This is a genomic window from Bacillus sp. AFS017336, from assembly GCF_002555445.1.
Classification (GTDB): Bacteria; Bacillota; Bacilli; order Bacillales; family Bacillaceae_G; genus Gottfriedia.
In genome coordinates this window covers 113,094-131,028 of record NZ_NUCO01000025.1, presented here as the reverse complement: position 1 = coordinate 131,028, position 17,935 = coordinate 113,094, and the positions used below count along the sequence as shown (strand labels likewise).

Genomic DNA, 17,935 nt, shown 5'->3' with positions numbered 1-17,935 from the left:
TATGGCAAATTTAACTAATTAATTCCATATATAAGGAGAGATACAATGATTAATAAAATAATATCTGTTATTTTAGGGGTATCTTTATTCTTTTTACCCACTGCTAACGCGACTTCTTTTTCTCAAGGTTTTAGTGATGATGAGTTATCGAATTATATAGATAATCTAAATTTAAATACTACTGAAGCCACTTTTGGACAATCAATTGAAATTGGATTAACGACTAAAAAACATTTCGACAATGTCGCTTTGACTTTTAAAAATGGCTCTAACTTGACAGAAGTATTACTAAAAAACCTATCTTCATCAGATCTTTATTATTCTGGAAAAATAGGTATTACTAGCTCATTTACTAAAGGAACTTACTCATTAAGTTCACTTACGCTAGATGGTCAAACATTGTCTGTATCTGACCAGAAGGTTAAATTTTTAATTAAAGATTTACCAACCCCAAAAATTAACTCAATTACAAATAAATCTACTGCTATTTCAGGAACGTTTTTAAGTAAAAGTAGCGTCCAAATTTATGTCAATAATAAACAAGTAAGTACTGTTCAAACTGACACAAACGGAAACTATCAACTCAAAACAAAACCTCTAAAAGAATTTACTAAAATAAATGTAGTTGGTGTTTCAATTGGATTGAAAAGTAAAGCTGCTACATCAACCGTTGCCGACGTAATCGCACCTTCAGTCACATCAATCCCTTCAATCTCAGATCATTCTCAATATATATCAGGCAAGTCAGAGCCGAATGCTGATATCATCATTTATTTGAATAAGAAAGTACTAGTAAAAGGTAAAGTTAATACTGCAGGAAAGTTCAATATAAAAATGGCTAAGCAAAAAGCGAATTCGGTCCTTCAAGTGGTTGCGATTGATAAGAGTAAAAATCAAAGTAAACCTGTTTCAATTCGCGTGTTAGATCGGACTGCACCTTCTGCTCCTACCATTCAAACGGTAAAAGAAAACGCTACTGTAATCAGTGGAAAAACAGAAGCAATTGCTTCCGTTAAATTGTATTTAAATAATAAATACGTAGCTAAAACAAACGCATCTAAGTCCGGTAGTTATACATTTAAAGTTAGTAAATTAAAAGCCTTTACTCCTATTAAAGTACAAGCTGTCGATGCAGCTGGAAACCAAAGTAGAACTTCGTATACCGAAGCTAAAAGCTCTAAACCACTTTCAAGTGGGCAACTAGTTATTGTTAATACAAAGACAAATAAACTATCTTATTACAATAAAGGAAAACTAGTAAAAACATTTAGTGTAGCAACGGGAAAAGCATCCTCCCCTACACCTACTGGAAAGTTTAAAATCTTAAATAAAATTAAAAATAGACCTTGGTATAAGGAAAATATCCCTGGAGGAGCTCCAAATAATCCGCTAGGTAAAAGATGGATGGGATTAAGTATGGGAAGCTCCCCTGGGAACTCTTACGGGATTCACGGAAATGCTAACGAGAGTTCAATTGGAAAATCAGTTAGTCACGGTTGTATCCGAATGCACAATAGTGAAGTTGAATGGTTATTCGATCAACTAAGCGTTGGAACTACTGTTATTATTGCAAATACCTCGAGTTCAAATGGGCAAATAGCTCACTCATATGGTATGGCCATCTTCTAAAAGCAAACCAATTCTGGTTTGCTTTTTTTTATAGTTTAATAGATTAACCTTTCATATTCTAATAGCATTCTTTTCATTTTTCACTGATAATATTTAGTAAAAAGGAAATAGTTAGAAAGGGGTAATTTTATTTTGAAGAAGTATTTTCCTATACTGACTTTGCTATTCGGTATTCTTTATATCTTTTTTATTCCTTCAGAGCCTGTAAGCATAAAAATCTTATTTAAATTAATTCCAATGGTATTAATTATTTTCTATGCTTTATCACAAAACCCTCATCAATCGACTAAATATCGTACCCTCATACTTTTAGGGCTTATTTTTTGTATGATTGGTGATGGAACGCTAATATGGTTTGTTATTGGCTTAAGTGCTTTCCTAATTGGACATTTGTTTTATGCAGCTGGCTTTATTTCAGGATGGAAATTTTCAATTTACCGTATGCTATCAATCATTCCGATTGCAATTTATGCGTTTATTCTATGTTCAAATTTAGTAAATTCATTAAATGACAGCGGACAAGATACGTTAGTTATTCCTGTTATTGCCTATTCAGTAGCAATTTCAATAATGGTATTTACAGCCATAATGACTGGTAATAAATGGGCTATTTTTGGAAGCTTATTATTCATCATTTCCGATTCTATTTTATCGTGGGACTTATTTGTAGAAAGCGTTAAGTATGGCCATGAGTTAATTATGATTACCTATTACGCTGCACAGTTTTTAATTGCTAAAAGCATTTTAAATAGGAAGAGAACTGCGTAATATTTTACATTCAAATAATAAACGAACTAAAATATAATTGTGGCCTCTTTTCACTAGAATTTACAAATGAAAGCGCATTATCTACAAATTATGAAATGTAAAAAGGAGTTTTTCACATGAAAAATGAGTTAATTAACCGCTTAACTAGTTATGCAAAAATTGATACACAATCGAACGCTAGTAGTGAAACATGCCCTTCTACACCGGGTCAACTTACATTAGGTCGTATGCTAGTTGAAGAATTAAACAAAGTTGGATTAGTTGACGTAACGATGGATGACAACGGATATGTAATGGCTACACTTCCGGCAAATTCCGACAAAGAAATTCCTACAATTGGATTTTTAGCACATTTAGACACAGCGACAGATTTTACAGGAAAAAATGTAAATCCTCAGCTAGTTGAAAATTATGACGGAAAAGATATTGTTTTAAATGAAAGTTTAAATGTTGTATTATCTCCAAGTCATTCACCAGAGTTAAGTAAATATATCGGTCATACATTAATGACAACTGATGGAACGACGTTACTAGGTGCAGATAATAAGGCTGGTATTGCTGAAATTATGACTGCAATGGAATACTTAGTTCAAAACCCAGAAATCAAGCACGGTAAGATTAGAGTAGCTTTTACGCCAGATGAAGAGATTGGCAGAGGCCCACATAAATTTGATGTAAAAGCGTTTGATGCTAAATACGCTTATACTATGGACGGTGGTCCACTTGGCGAACTTCAATATGAGAGCTTTAATGCAGCGGGTGCAATGATTACAGTTAAAGGTAAAAATGTACACCCAGGTACTGCTAAAAATAAAATGATCAATTCTATGAAAATTGCCATGGAAATAAATAATTTATTACCTGTTGAAGAAGCGCCAGAATCAACTGAAGGATACGAAGGATTTTATCATCTAGTATCAATTGAAGGTGATGTAGAATTAACAAAAATGCATTACATTATAAGAGACCATGACAAAGAAAAATTTGCTAACCGAAAAGAGACATTAACGAATATTGTAAGTCAATTAAAGGAAACGCATGGTGAAAATAGTATTACTTTAGAATTAAAAGACCAGTATTATAACATGGGAGAGAAAATCTTACCTGTTAAAGAGGTAGTTGATATCGCATATGAGGCGATGACGAACCTAGAAATCAAACCAATCGTAGAACCTATTCGCGGTGGTACAGATGGATCACAGCTTTCATATATGGGCTTACCTACTCCGAATATTTTCACAGGTGGAGAAAACTACCACGGTAAGTTTGAATACATCTCAATCGACAATATGGTTAAAGCAACAAATGTAATGATCGAAGTGATCAAATTATATGAGCAAAAGGCAAACAATTAATTTTTAGACTGATTGCACGTATTTTCCAGGCAATTTGAGGGGCCGTCCTAAGTGTCAGCGTTGCTGAACATGGGCGGTCCCTTTTGATTGTTTATTTATGGGGGTATCTAAGTGTGGTTTTCTATTAGAGTTAGTTTAATGATCATTATTTGTAGATTTTTAGTGGTATTCTTTACTTTTTTAGTCGATTTAGAAAGAATTAGCGTAATTTTATTGTTATTGCCTAACTGTTCATCTACTTTTGACTAATTGTGGAGCTATGATACCCCAACCGGTATAGGTATTATCTTATCAAATATGATATTCTAGCAAATTTAATTGCAGTTTCACCAATATTAGTTGCAGTTTTGGTAATCTTATTTGCACTTTCACTAATTTTATTTGCAGTTTCTCTATTTTTATTTGCACTTCATACTTTATTTGCAGTTTCCGGCTTCTTATTTGCATATCTCACAGTTTTATTAGCACCTTCAACACTCTTATTTGCACTTCGACCATTTTTTCACCTACTCTTCTTTTAAATATTTCCTATATATATAAATGAGGATGCCCCTTAAATTGGGACATCCTCTTTTCGATCACTTAATTTTACGAATAAATACAACCTTTAAATAGTTACCTTCTTTAAACTGCTTATTTATTTGGAAATCAGCTGGAAGACTGAATTCTTCCATTAATTTATATTGTCCGTCCATTTCTTTAAACGCTGTGTCAATAAATCCTTTAAATTTTTTCATTCCAAAAGTGCTACAATTTGTCGATGCAACAATTACGCCGTCCATTTCGGTAATTGCAATTGCTTCTTTCAACAGATTCTTATAGTCTTTTTCGGCACTAAATGTGTGTTTTTTAGATCTTGCAAAGCTTGGTGGGTCTAGTATAACCATGTCGAATAAAAGATTCTTTTTAACTGCGTATTTAAAGTAATGAAAAACATCCTCAACGATTATGCTTTGGGTAGCAGGATCAATTTTATTAATTTGAAATTGTTCTTTTGTTTTTTCTAAGCTTCGATTTGCTAAGTCAACGCTAGTTGTTTTACTTGCCCCGCCAGCTGCTGCAAAGACAGAGAATGCGCCTGTATAAGAAAAAGTATTTAAAACTGTTTTCTCGTAAGCATATTTATCGCGAATTAGTTTTCTAACTTCTCGTTGATCTAAAAATACACCTACCATCGCTCCGTCATTTAAATAAATTGCAAAATTAACTCCATTTTCCTTTACTAAAATAGGAAATTGACCTCTTTCACCCATCACAAAGTCATCTTCTTCAATGTACTGACCTTTTGTGTCGAAACGCTTTTTCTGATAGATGCCTTTAAATTCGACAGTATTTTGTATTGCTTGTATAACCCAATCTTTGAACTGAAAGATTCCTTCGCTATACCAACTAATTAAATAATATCCGTCAAAAAAATCAATTGTGAAGCCACCAATTCCATCACCTTCTCCGTTAAATACCCTAAAGGCTGTAGTATCAGAGCTGTTATAATATTGTTGGCGTCCATTAATTGCTTGTTTAATTTTATCTTCAAAGAACTTCGGACTGATCTTTTCATGTTCGTTCAGGCTAAGAACCCAACCGATCCCCTTATTTTGCTTTCCGTAATAGCCCTTTCCAATAAAGCCATTCCGTTCATCCACTAGTTTAATAAGTGTTCCTTCATTTATTAAGTCTTTATTATTCACTATCGATTCTTTTGAAATTAATGGATACCCAGCTTTATAGTCTTTTACAAATTTTTGTTTAATTTTTATAATCATTTCTCTATCCATAAGTCCATCCATTCATTTTGTTTTTTACTCATTATTTCCATAAAGAATTATTATAGTGTGACCTGACCGAAAAAATTGCCGGTTTTGAGTAAAATTAATCCTTTTCTTTTAGGCTTTTCACTCGCCATCTTATTTTAATAATGAGTCTTCTGTTTTTTCCTATATTAGCTTGATTAAGCATAGTATACACTTAAACTAATAGCAATTTATAACCTAAATCGCCGATTGTGGAAGACACACATGTACTTAAAATTGGAATCATCTTCATATTTGAGAATAAATACTTTGTTAGTGTGTAATACAAAAAACCTTATTCAATTGAATAAGGTCTTATAATCATTCATTAACTTGCTGAATTCTTCTTGCAAAATCGACAAATTTGAATTTATCAGGTCGATGTCTAGATTGACCGTATTGTAATAGTGAACCATCGTCTAAATATACAAAAGTATTTACTACTGCCACCATGTCGTAGCCATCTAAGTCTAAATATTTTTGATCGTCTTCAGTACAAGCCTGTACCACAATTTCTTTTTTTGCAAAACCAATATTTAGCTGTAATGTGTTTTCTATATAATCAAAAATTGATCCTTCGCAGATTGACTTTGAAAGTTTTTCGACATATTTACTATTATAATATTCTTTGTCTAAAATAATTTTCTTTCCATCGATTTTTCTAGCTCTAACTACTTTCCAAATCGCTGTTTTTTCATCGATTTCTAGTTGTTCTCTTATAAATTTACTAGGTTTTTTCTTTTCGAGGATTTCGACAATTGTTTCTGCTTCTCTGCCAATTTGATTTGACAACTCTTTAAAGCTAATTAAACCGGATACCGGAAAATTTAGTTTTGTAGTGTCTAAAATAAACGAACCTTTACCTTTGACTTTATTTATATATCCATTTTGCTCGAGCATTTGTAATGATTTTCTAATTGTATCTCTAGAAACGTCGAATTGCTCCATTAAAGACTTTTCTGAAGGTATTTTACTCCCAACAGAAAAAACACCTTTTTCGATCTGCTCAACTAACTTATGGTAGATCGAAATATACTTTGCGTTCATTTTCATCACCTAGAAAAATTTTATTATATTCCAACATTTTTCTCAAGATGATAACAAACAGACTCATAAGGTCGCAAAGTAAATTCTTCAATGTTTTGACTGGAGTCACTATAATTGGAAATTAATATTCTTCTGTCATATCCCTTAATATCCAGATTTTCAGGCAACTTAAACACCGTATCCTCGCCATAAAAATTATTTACTACTAATAGCATTTGATTATTAAGTTTACGAGTGTATGCAAAGATTTGTTCATGATCAATTAGTATTGCATCATAAGTTCCAGACGAAATAATTTCGAGTTCTTTTCTTAAACTGATTAGTTTTTTATAGTGATGAAATACCGATTCTTCGTCTCTGAGAGCTTTTTCTACATTTATTTGTCCGTAACTCGTCCCTGTCGAAATCCAAGGTGTTCCCATTGTGAAACCGGCATGCTCTGAGTTATTCCATTGCATTGGAGTACGAGAATTGTCTCTTGATTTACTTTTTAAAATAGCTAGTATTTCGTTTTCAGGTACACCAGATTCTTTTAATATTTTATAATAGTTCAAGCTTTCAACATCACGATAGTCATCAATCTGATCGAAACTAGGGTTAGGCATTCCTATTTCTTCACCCTGGTAAATATATGGAGTCCCTCTTAATAAATGCATAGAAGTAGCTAGCATTTTCGCTGATTCCTTATGATACTTCCCGTCATTTCCAATTCGAGAAACAATACGAGGTTGGTCATGATTACACCAAAATAATGCATTCCAGCCATTTCCTGATTGCATCCCTTTTTGCCATTGATCCAAAATTGATTTAAGTGCTATAAAATCAAAATCCATTAAAGACCATTTTTGTCCATCCTTATAGTCAATCTTTAAATGATGGAAACTAAACACCATTGATAACTCTTTCTCGGATGGATTCGAGTACTGAATACAATGATCAATTGAAGTTGAAGACATTTCACCAACAGTAATAATATCCTCTCGCTTACCAAACGTCTCCATATTGAGTTTTTTTAAGTATTCGTGGATTCTAGGTCCATCTGTATAGAACTTTCTACCATCGCCCGTCTCATCATCAATATAAACGTCCGGCTTAGAAATAAGATTAATAACATCTAAACGAAATCCTTTCACGCCTTTATCAACCCAGAAATTTACGATATCGAATAGTTCATTTTGTACTTCAGCATTCTCCCAGTTCAAATCCGGTTGCGACTTATCGAACAAATGAAGATAGTATTCATTAGAGTTCTCTACCTTTTCCCAAGTTGAACCACCAAATTTTGAAATCCAATTTGTCGGTTCCTTTCCATTCTTATCTTCCTTAAATAGATAATAATTTTTGTATGTTTCATCTCCACTAAGTGCTTTCCTAAACCATTCATGCTCTGATGATGTATGATTAAAAACCATATCTAACATGATTTCAATATCATGACTTTTTGCAGCACTTACTAATTCTTCAAAATCTTCCATCGTTCCATATGTAGGATCTATATTTCGATAATCTGCTACATCATAACCATTATCGTTTTGAGGAGATACATAAAACGGGGTTAGCCAAATGTAGTCAACACCTAATTCATTTAGATAATCAAGCTTTTTGGTAACTCCTTTTAAGTCTCCAATGCCATCACCATTCGAGTCATAAAAAGACTTGGGATAAATTTGGTATACGACGCTATTCTTAAAATCCTTCATTTTGATAATCTCCTTGATTTAAAAAATGAAGGAAGGAAAAATGAAATTTCCTTCCTCTTAAATAACTATGAGTTTTTCACTAGCAGTTTTTTCTTGTTAAAAATAATCGTTAAAATGAACGGAATAATGATTGCAACTAGCATAGCAATTGAAAACATTCCGAAGTACTTTGGCTGAATAGATAAGATTGCAGGAAGACCTCCTACCCCGATCGAGTTTGCCATTACGCCGGAACCAACCGAAACAATAGCGGCAATCCCGGACCCAATCATAGCAGCCAAGAAAGGATAAGCATACTTTAGATTAATCCCAAACATTGCCGGTTCCGTTACGCCTAAGAAACAAGAGATAGCAGCTGGAATTGAAATTTGCTTTTCTTCTTCATTCTTTCTATTTAAGTAAATAATAGCTAAAACCGCTGAGCCTTGAGCTATATTCGATAACGCAATCATTGGCCACAGATTTGTACCGTGGAGTTGACTCATTAATTGAAGATCAATCGCGTTCGTCATATGATGCAATCCAGTTATAACTAATGGGGCATAGAAGAATCCAAATACTAATGCAAACAGCCATCCAAATGAAGATGTTAATCCTGAGTAAACTAAATGTGAGATAACTGAGCCAATTTTCCAACCAATTGGACCTAGCACTACATGTGCGATTAACACCGTTGGAACTAGCGCAAAGAACGGCACAACAATCATTGAAATTGCACTTGGAACGATTTTTCGAATATTTATTTCTAAAATAGATAAAGTGAAACCTGCTAAAATAGCTGGAATTACTTGCGCTTGATAACCGATCATATCAATTTTAGCAAAACCGAAATCCCAAACTGGAGGCACTGCTCCGCTAGCTACTGAGTATGCATTAAGCAGCTGAGGCGAAACAAGTGTAATCCCTAAAACAATCCCTAGAATTTGGGTTGTCCCCATCTTCTTCGTAATAGACCACGTAATACCAACTGGTAAGAAATTAAAAATCGCCTCACCAATTAACCATAAAAACGAATGTGTTCCCGCCCAAAATTGAGAGGTTTGGACAAGTGTTTTCGTACCATCATCCAATAATTTAATATCCCCTATAATGTTACGGAAACCTAAAATAAGACCACCTACAACAATCGCCGGAATTAATGGAGAAAAAATTTCTGCTAAGTGAGCAAGCAGTCTTTGAAGCCATGTCATATTTTGCCTTGCAGCTATTTTAGCTGCATCTTTTGACGTTTCGTCCACTCCAGCTAGTTTGACGAACTCATTATAAAATGTAGATACCTCATTTCCGATGATGACTTGAAATTGTCCAGCCTGAGTAAAAGTACCTTTCACAATTTTGATCTCTTGAATCTTTTTTTCATCAGCTTTTTTAACATCCTTTAATACAAAGCGCATGCGTGTCGCGCAGTGTGTTACTGTCGCTATATTTTCTTTACCACCAATATGTTGCAGTAGTTGCTTTGCTTCATAACTAAATCGGCTCATGATAACCCTCCTCTACCAATCTATTATGTATTTTAATTAATTCAACTTCATCCTGTACGTACAAGATTAGTATATTCTTGTACGTACAGGATTGCAAGCGTTTTTTTGGAACCGTTCTCACCCCTCTTAATTTCCGCGGAAATCCTAGTACTTACCTGCTTAATAGTGCATGTAACGATAGGCTTTAATCTGCTCAATTAAATTAACTAAAAATTTACACGGTATTATCACTGACAATATAATCACAATCTAAAATCAAAAAAGTAAGCCATTTTAATTTGGAGGAATATTATGAAGCGAACTATTTTGACATTAACTGCTTGTTTATCAATCCTACCTGTTTCAACTTCTTATGCTGCAGATCAATCATCATCGAGAGAATCATACATCCAAACACAACTAGCAAATGCAAATTCATTTATTACCGATTCAACTGTTCGACAAGAAAAATATACTAGCATGGAGGAGTCTCCCTTTGCTTTTTACCGTGCGACTAACCCACTTTTCTATGCAGACCTAGGAACTGGTGTCATTCCTATTCCTAGCACTTGGAAAACGACTGCAAATATTAAAACGTGGATTCAAGGAGATGCACATACACAAAATATTGGTTATTTTGATAATAGTAAGGGCGAGGTCGTTTTTGATTTAAATGATTCAGATGAATCGTATGTTGCACCATTTTATTGGGATCTAATTCGCTTTTCTACTAGCGTTTTCCTTATGGCAAATGAAGCCCCAAATGTATCTTTATCAATGCAAGATAGACGTGATTTAGTAACAAGCTTTTTAACTACATATCAAGATACCTTAACAGCAGTAAATGGAAATAGCGGTGAAACTACAACGCAACTGGATGAAGGAACATTAACAGGTGGATTCGTCCAAGATGAAATGCGAGATATAAAAAGCTCTGATAGTGTAGCTAAGCTATTAAATAAATGGACAACAACCACATCTGGAACGAGACTATTTAATTTTTCAAATAGTAATTTAAAGACTGTAACATCTACGGAACGATCAAACATTGTTAACAATTGGACAAATTATAAAGCTAGTATTTCTAGTTTTGTTTCTTCAAAGCCAAGTACATACTTTACGATCAAAGATATAGCTCGACGTTTACACTCAGGACTTGGAAGCTTAGGCGTAGACAAGTTTTATGTATTAATTGAAGGTGATACGACCTCACAAAGTGATGATGTGATCTTGGAAGTAAAAGAGCAACGGAACCCATCTATGTTTTTAGAAGGCAGCTTGTCGCAAACTCAGTACAATTCATGGTTCCCAACTCATGCTAACCGATCAAAAACAGGAGAATTAGCAGATGGAATTAAAGTGGATAATCATTTAGGAGAAATGAGTTTTAATAATAAGTCTTATCGAGTTCAACGAATTTCACCTTGGGATGAAACATTTGATGCAGCTGACTTTAAAAGTAAATCAGATGTCCAAGACTTTTTAAAGTACTCTGCAAAAGCTTTAGCATACGCTCATGCAAGAGCTGATAAAGACTATAACACAACATATGTAAACTATAATTTTGAGCAAGGAGTAATAGATGCAATTAATGCTTGGCCACAATTTAAAACAACCGTCCTCCAATTAAGTGAAAACTACTACAATCAAGTTTTAGCTGACTATAGTTTATTTGAGGATTTAAGAAGTACTGGAAAGTTACAATAATAGACGGAAAGTATAAAATTTCCCCATTGTTTTCAAACCAATAAAGGTGCCCCAGTAGTATAACGGGGCACCTCTTTTTAATTCTTGTTCAGTAATCTTGTCATCTACCTAATAAAAAAACCGACTAATTACAACATTTCCCAGCGGCTAGTTTTCATTTAATAACCAATCCTTCTTCAACTATTCTGTGTCTACTACTCTAACTTTACGGAAAGTCCTTTTTTTATATTTTGTTAGTAAGTAGTTGCTTAACCGAGAGGATATCGCTGCTTATTATTGAACTATATATATATATCTTTTGGAGGTGCACAAAGTGAAAATTCAAGATTTGCAAGTTGAAATCGATTTGCTAGAAAATGAGATTTTAGAAAAAAAGAGACAGCTAACCGCTTTACGAAAAGCCATACCGGAGCAGAAGGTTGAAAATTATCCGTTCGTTACTTCAAATGGAGAGCCAACAAGTTTACAAAAACTTTTTGAGGAAAAAGATGAACTAATCGTGATCCATAACATGGGTAGAGGTTGTTCTTATTGCACAATGTGGGCCGACGAGTTTAACGGAGTTTATCACCATATTCGTAATAAAGCTGCTTTTGTCCTTTCGACACCAGATGCACCGGGTGTTCAAGAGGATCTTGCAGCAGAACGAGGTTGGGTTTTTCCGATTGTTTCGACGAAGGATACTACTTTTAAAATAGATATGGGCTTCGAGGTAGATGGTCATAGTCAACCAGGTGTTACAACATTTCGGAAAGACTTAGACGGTTCGATTTATCAAGTTGCAAAAGCCCGCTTTGGTCCTGGAGACGATTATTGTTCCGTATGGCATCTACTGGATTTGCTACCTACCGGATCGGGGAATTTTCAACCGGCAAAAAAACTTAATGACCAAACACCCTATCAGCTTACTAACTATATTGCTTTTGAAGTAGATCATTATGAAAATGCAATTAAATTTTATGAAAACACAATCGGTATGAAGCTTGAAAAGAAATACGAGAATGAAACTAAATTCTCATTAAATGGCACTTATTTTTTTATTGCAAATAATCCGGATAAAAATGTTTATTTTGAGTTTGCGGTAGATCATTTCGATAATATAATTGGCAAATTAATAGATGCTGGTTGTCATATAACAAAAGTTTATCACGATAAAAGCGTTATGATTTCTGATCCATATGGAGTTAAGTTTCATTTATTTGAAACTAAGAAAAATTAGCATTCATACATTAAAAAGAACCGTTAACCTCTATTTGTTCTCAATAGAGTATTAACGGTTTTTTCTACTATTACATCATTTCCTCGGTAAAGTAATCAAATACGATACAACCTGCACCTTGAGCAACAATATTATAAGGCGTTGTTGATTTAATAATGTTAACAGGACTATTAGGGTATTTTTCCATTCTTTTTTGTGCTACATCGGAAGCTAATTCAAAGAATAATGGTTTTGGTACTAATGTGCCTCCACATATGACAACGTCGGGACGCAATAGATAAATTAGATTGGTTAGTCCAATCCCAAAATAATTAGCAGCCTCTTTGATTACTTCTAAACAAAGAGGATCCTCGCTTTCTAGTGCTTCAAGAATTTGATGATAGCTTATTTTTTCTACATCCTTTATTGATTCCTTTAAAGAAGTAGCCTCTCCTCGCTTCATCCGTTTAATAACCTCTTCCCGAATTGCTGGCAAACTACTGTACGCTTGGAGACAACCATATGAGCCACATGAACAGCGTTTTCCATGAATATCGATGATCATATGACCAAAAGCGTCATCCATTTCATTCTTATTATTTATTAATTTGCCTTGCTGAATGATTCCACATCGTATTCCCATATCACTCGAGACAAATACGATATTCTCATTTTCTTTACGATAGTTTAGTCGGTACTCTGCTAAAGCAGCTAAGTTAGTACCATTATTTAATAGTACCGGGCAATTATTAGCTTCTTCTAAATAATTAACAATATTTAAGTTTTCCCATCCATCAGCTAAAAATGACTCTGTATTAATTACATTTTCTTGTTCGATTGGGTCCAAGACTCCAACGCCAATTCCTAGTAACTTTTCCCTATCAATACTATTGTGCTCTAATAGTTCAGCTACACTTTTCGTCACAAAATTTAGTGTATATTCTCCAGTACTTTCACTGCTCATTTTTAATTTTTTTGATTTTATAATTGTTAAGTTTAAGTCAAGCAGTAATACCGTCGTAAATAAATTCGTAATTTCGACACCAACTAGGTAGTAGGCAGTTGGATTAATCTCATACATGGCTGGTCTTCTCCCTCCACTTGAAACCCCTAAACCGGTATCGTAAATAAGTCCCTCTTGTACTAATTCGTCTAATAACCGAACACAAGTAGTGTGCTTATACCCTGTAGTTTCAGTTAGTGAACTTACTTTTATTGGTCCTAATTTCCGTATTAAGCTATATAAAAGCTTTAAACTTTTTATTTTAGGCGACTGATAGCTTATAAATTGCCTGATCATTAGTTCCTCCAATATTCAAATCTAATTTCAACGTATTTCCTAACCTTTTTATATTTTATGAATTAAGTATAGCTTTTTATACGCTAATTTTACAGTCTTTTTCATAAAACCACTTGAACTTTTTACCGAAATGATTTTAAGTCTATTTACAAGTAGGTAATTTTCCATTAGACTTAAGTTGAACGCATGATTATTTTACTAGATTTCTTATTACGAACTTATTGCTCATTTAGGAGGAAAAAATAAATGCATAAAACTGAACATATTTTAGAAACAAGAGATTTTATATTAAATAAAACAAGCTACCGTCCAACAGTTGGACTAATTTTAGGTTCTGGTTTAGGTACTCTTGCAGATGAAATCGAAAACTCTGTTGTAATCCCTTACAGTGAAATTCCTCATTTTGCAAAATCCGAAGCAGTAGGACATGCAAATGAATTAGTAATCGGTGAATTAAAAGGACAACCTGTAGTAGCAATGAAAGGTCGCTTCCATTATTATGAAGGTTTTACTTTAGATGAAGTAACTTTCCCTGTTCGAGTAATGAAAGCACTTGGTGTAGAAAAGTTAATCGTAACAAATGCATGTGGTGCTGTTAATACAAGCTTTAACCCAGGCGATTTAATGCTGATTACTGATCATATTAACTTAGTAGGAACAAATCCTTTAATTGGTCCAAATAACCCAGAATTAGGAACTCGTTTCCCTGATGTTTCTGAAGTATATAATAAAGAATTACGCAGCCTTGCTCTAAATGTTGCCGCAAAACAAGAGATTAAATTACAACAAGGTGTATATGCTTGGTGGAGTGGTCCATCATACGAAACACCTGCTGAAATCCGCATGATCCGTACACTTGGTGCAGATTCTGTAGGAATGTCAACAGTACCTGAAGCAATCGTTGCTGTTCACGGAAGTATGAAGGTATTAGGGATTTCTTGCCTAACAAACATGGCATGTGGAATTCTAGATCAACCATTAAACCATGAGGAAGTAATCGAAGTGGCAAGCATGGTTAGATCGAAATTTGTTAATTTGGTTAAGGGCATTTTAGAAGAAATGTAATATTACCGGAGAAATATCTAGCTTAGCTAGTCCGGAAAATATGAAATATTCGCAAGTAAAGAGGTTTATCCTCTTTACTTCTTTTTATTTAGATAAGTGGGGTGTTTTTTTGAAGGGCATGCTTTATATCATTATAGGTTCTGTCAGTTATGGCGTCTTGTCTACCTTTGTAAAACTGGCTTATGGAGATGGTTTTATTGTAAATGATGTAGTCGGCATACAAATGTTTGTAGGTGCAATATTCCTATGGTCTGTTGTCATATTTAATAAAACTAAGTCATCAAAGTTAAAAACATCGCAGTATATAAAACCTACAAAGAAGAATGTATTATCACTGATTGTATTAGGGTCTACTACAGGCTTAACGGGTATGTTTTACTACTTGGCTTTACAATATATCACTGCATCATTAGCTATTGTCTTGATGTTCCAGTTTACCTGGATCGGTGTGTTATTAGAATCAGTATTCAATCGTAGACTTCCTGAAAAAAGTAAGTTACTCTCATTAGTTCCTCTTGTAATTGGGACACTTTTTGCTACTAATGTTTTAACCGGTGGAATTGGTTCGATGAGTTGGATGGGTGTTTTATTCGGGTTGTTATCTGCAGTTTCATATAGCACCTTTATTCTCCTTAGTGGTAGAGTTGCTTTAAAGATGAATCCAATGACAAAAACTGCGTTAATGATAACTGGTGGCTTTATCATTTGTGCCATCTTTTTACCACCTACATTTTTTACAAATGGACGTTTATTCGTGGAGCTCTTAACAAAATATGGTTTAATTCTTGGCTTTCTTGGTCCGTTTTTCTCTACTTTAATGTTTTCTAAAGGAGTTCCTTTAACTGGATCAGGTCTAGCTTCTATATTAGGAGCTGCAGAGTTGCCAACTGCTACATTAATGTCAGCAATTGTATTAAAGGAAACGATTGGTATGCCACAATATTTTGGTATTATTTTAATTTTAGTTGGTATTATTTTACCTGAATTCCTTAGAAGAAAGTCGTCGGTTCAATTTTCATAAAAAATAATTAGGAAACGAAGAAAGGGACCGATCCATAATTTTCGGTCCCTTTTCCATTTTTCATTTATTCATTTGAGCAAGAAATTCTCCAAGAAGATCATCCATATCTTCTTCTATTTCATCCTCATCATTTGTTGTTATTTCATTTTTACTAGCAGTTGTCCAATCAAAGTTCTCCAGATCAAGGTCATCATGATTGACGTTTGTTTCAGCTTCTTCTATATCATTTAGTTTAGCTTCCCTAGTCTGTTCCTTATAATTAGTTTCACCCATTATTTCATTTACGGCCGCAACTTCTTCATTCAAATAAAGTGCCTCATCAATTTCTAGAGAATTACTATTAATTGAAGTGAGAAGCGATGCGGTTCTAATTGGATCCATTAATAATTGGTAGACAATATTTCCTAATAACGCCTCCGAATGTTCATGTTTTAACCAATCCTTTTGGGCTTTACTTAAACTTTTAGGAAGTGGAATTGTTATTGTCTGTTTTTGCTTTGATAGAGAATTATTTACCCCATCCATTACAAATTCGGCAATCTTACTAGAAAAGTTTCTCCTTTCAGTTTCCTTCAGATGTCGTAATTGTTTAACAATCTGATCAGGCGTATCTGATGGGATACGGAAGGTTATGGGTTGCCCTCTCATCAATTCTTTCTCATTCATAAAATCACCTTATTTTGTTTTAGCTAATTTTTGTTCTTCAGGTTGCTTTTCCTTTTGAGTTCTTCTATAAAAATCTGCAACTAGTTTGTAATATGCATTAGCCATCATCCAAATGCTTTCTTTTTCATCTTCAAAGAAATCGATATTATATCCGTCTAGGTTATTATTAAGCGTTTTAATATAATCCTTTAAGATAAGAGATCCTCCACCAATGAAATAGCAAATTTCCGTTTGTGAATTTCTTTGCCATATATTACGTAAATGGCGATATTGTTTCTTTGCTAACTCAAGAAGGATTCGATCAACAATATCATGAACGCTTGTCCTACTACCTTTTACCATGATATGGTTTCGATCACTTTTCTTAGTTATTATTTCAACTACATCCCTGCGGCTATCTAATTCAATCCCATGTCTTGAACGGATTTCTTCACGAATAGCTTCAAGTGATTCTGATACACCTAGATTAAAACCTTGTGCTTTATCATCATCAACTTTTCTATTTTTAATAACTGCTACATCAGTAGATAAGCCACCAATATCTTGGATTAAGATTCTTTTATCAATAAGTGCTTTATTAATAATGTTTAAATCGTTATCCATAACAAGATTAATGAATGCGGCGAATCCTTCTGGGTATACTTTAACTTCTTCAAACTTAATATTTACCTTTACCCCTTGGTATTTAGGTGTTACTAAAAACTCGACTTGGTGTACAGAGCTTAGCAATCTTGAACGATACCCTACATCCTTACCTTCTTTAACTTCTCTAAGTGGAAGACCTGTCCCTAAAATATATGTAGCATCAATAACATTATTTGAATTCTTATTATGTGTATTTTCTTCTCGTGCTGCATCTAATGCTAAAGCGGCAAACAACATAATTAGTGTTTGATCTTCTTCAGACTTATTGCTTCCTGGATCTAATTCTGACGCATTACTGCTTTTTGTTGCCAAATGTCCCACACGATAGATCGAATTATTTTCTTTTAACGTAGGAGAGTGTACTCGAATATGAATACCATCAACCGGCTCTTGGTTGTCTAATTCCTCTACCCCTATGATTGGACGATCCTCCGTATCCCTAGCAATAATATTAGGAATATTAATTTCATTTTCCATCTTCCCAAAAATCCCTTTGAGTGAATCGTTTCCTACATCAATTGCCGCAATACGTGCCTTTACCATTAAAATCATCCCTTTCATTAATAGGTTAAAAAGTTTAC

Annotated in this window: 14 protein-coding genes; 7 read left to right on the top strand and 7 right to left on the bottom strand. The window is 33.9% G+C overall.

Annotation, left to right across the window (positions count from 1 at the left end):
* The first annotated feature begins 45 nt into the window (after positions 1-45).
* From CN601_RS27565 to pepT, 3 genes are all read left to right on the top strand, one after another.
* Positions 46-1,629, top strand: a complete 1,584-nt coding sequence (locus tag CN601_RS27565; RefSeq protein WP_306659829.1) for an Ig-like domain-containing protein — start codon at positions 46-48, stop codon at positions 1,627-1,629.
* Positions 1,630-1,761: 132 nt separating this feature from the next.
* Positions 1,762-2,397 carry a lysoplasmalogenase gene (locus CN601_RS16240; protein WP_098171652.1) on the top strand — a complete coding sequence of 212 codons (636 nt, stop codon included), beginning with the start codon at positions 1,762-1,764 and terminating at the stop codon, positions 2,395-2,397.
* A gap of 116 nt (positions 2,398-2,513) precedes the next feature.
* Positions 2,514-3,752: a peptidase T gene (gene pepT / locus CN601_RS16235; protein ID WP_098171651.1), complete on the top strand. Its 1,239-nt coding sequence runs from the start codon at positions 2,514-2,516 to the stop codon at positions 3,750-3,752.
* Positions 3,753-4,330: 578 nt separating this feature from the next.
* Here pepT and CN601_RS16230 read toward each other — a convergent pair.
* From CN601_RS16230 to treP, 4 genes are all read right to left on the bottom strand, one after another.
* The gene (locus CN601_RS16230) at positions 4,331-5,527 is read right to left on the bottom strand and encodes a class I SAM-dependent rRNA methyltransferase (RefSeq protein ID WP_098171650.1); all 1,197 of its coding nucleotides are present in this window, start codon (positions 5,525-5,527) and stop codon (positions 4,331-4,333) included.
* A 336-nt stretch (positions 5,528-5,863) separates the two neighbouring features.
* Positions 5,864-6,595, bottom strand: a complete 732-nt coding sequence (gene treR, locus CN601_RS16225) for a trehalose operon repressor (protein ID WP_218923246.1) — start codon at positions 6,593-6,595, stop codon at positions 5,864-5,866.
* A 17-nt stretch (positions 6,596-6,612) separates the two neighbouring features.
* A complete protein-coding gene (gene treC / locus CN601_RS16220; protein ID WP_098171648.1) occupies positions 6,613-8,289 on the bottom strand; it encodes an alpha,alpha-phosphotrehalase in 1,677 nt (558 codons plus the stop codon).
* Between the two features lie 65 nt (positions 8,290-8,354).
* Positions 8,355-9,773, bottom strand: a complete 1,419-nt coding sequence (gene treP / locus CN601_RS16215) for a PTS system trehalose-specific EIIBC component (RefSeq protein ID WP_098171647.1) — start codon at positions 9,771-9,773, stop codon at positions 8,355-8,357.
* Positions 9,774-10,064: 291 nt separating this feature from the next.
* Here treP and CN601_RS16210 point away from each other — a divergent pair, with 291 nt between their 5' ends.
* Together CN601_RS16210 and CN601_RS16205 are read left to right on the top strand one after the other, a co-directional pair.
* The gene (locus CN601_RS16210) at positions 10,065-11,459 is read left to right on the top strand and encodes a DUF2252 family protein (protein ID WP_098171646.1); all 1,395 of its coding nucleotides are present in this window, start codon (positions 10,065-10,067) and stop codon (positions 11,457-11,459) included.
* A gap of 313 nt (positions 11,460-11,772) precedes the next feature.
* Positions 11,773-12,678 carry a DUF899 family protein gene (locus tag CN601_RS16205; protein ID WP_098171645.1) on the top strand — a complete coding sequence of 302 codons (906 nt, stop codon included), beginning with the start codon at positions 11,773-11,775 and terminating at the stop codon, positions 12,676-12,678.
* A 70-nt stretch (positions 12,679-12,748) separates the two neighbouring features.
* Here the strand turns inward: CN601_RS16205 and CN601_RS16200 are convergent, their stop codons facing one another.
* Positions 12,749-13,957: an ROK family protein gene (locus tag CN601_RS16200; protein WP_098171644.1), complete on the bottom strand. Its 1,209-nt coding sequence runs from the start codon at positions 13,955-13,957 to the stop codon at positions 12,749-12,751.
* Between the two features lie 246 nt (positions 13,958-14,203).
* On the opposite strand from CN601_RS16200, the gene CN601_RS16195 reads away from it, so the two are divergent.
* Both CN601_RS16195 and CN601_RS16190 read left to right on the top strand, forming a co-directional pair.
* On the top strand, positions 14,204-15,022 hold the full coding sequence (locus CN601_RS16195; protein WP_098119013.1) for a purine-nucleoside phosphorylase: 819 nt from the start codon (positions 14,204-14,206) through the stop codon (positions 15,020-15,022).
* 118 nt (positions 15,023-15,140) lie between these two features.
* The gene (locus tag CN601_RS16190) at positions 15,141-16,043 is read left to right on the top strand and encodes an EamA family transporter (RefSeq protein WP_257131727.1); all 903 of its coding nucleotides are present in this window, start codon (positions 15,141-15,143) and stop codon (positions 16,041-16,043) included.
* 60 nt (positions 16,044-16,103) lie between these two features.
* On the opposite strand, the gene CN601_RS16185 is transcribed toward CN601_RS16190, so the two are convergent.
* Together CN601_RS16185 and CN601_RS16180 are read right to left on the bottom strand one after the other, a co-directional pair.
* A complete protein-coding gene (locus CN601_RS16185; protein WP_098171642.1) occupies positions 16,104-16,709 on the bottom strand; it encodes a hypothetical protein in 606 nt (201 codons plus the stop codon).
* A 9-nt stretch (positions 16,710-16,718) separates the two neighbouring features.
* Complete coding sequence (locus CN601_RS16180) at positions 16,719-17,897, bottom strand: ParM/StbA family protein (protein ID WP_098171641.1); 1,179 nt, start codon at positions 17,895-17,897, stop codon at positions 16,719-16,721.
* Between the last annotated feature and the right edge of the window lie 38 nt (positions 17,898-17,935).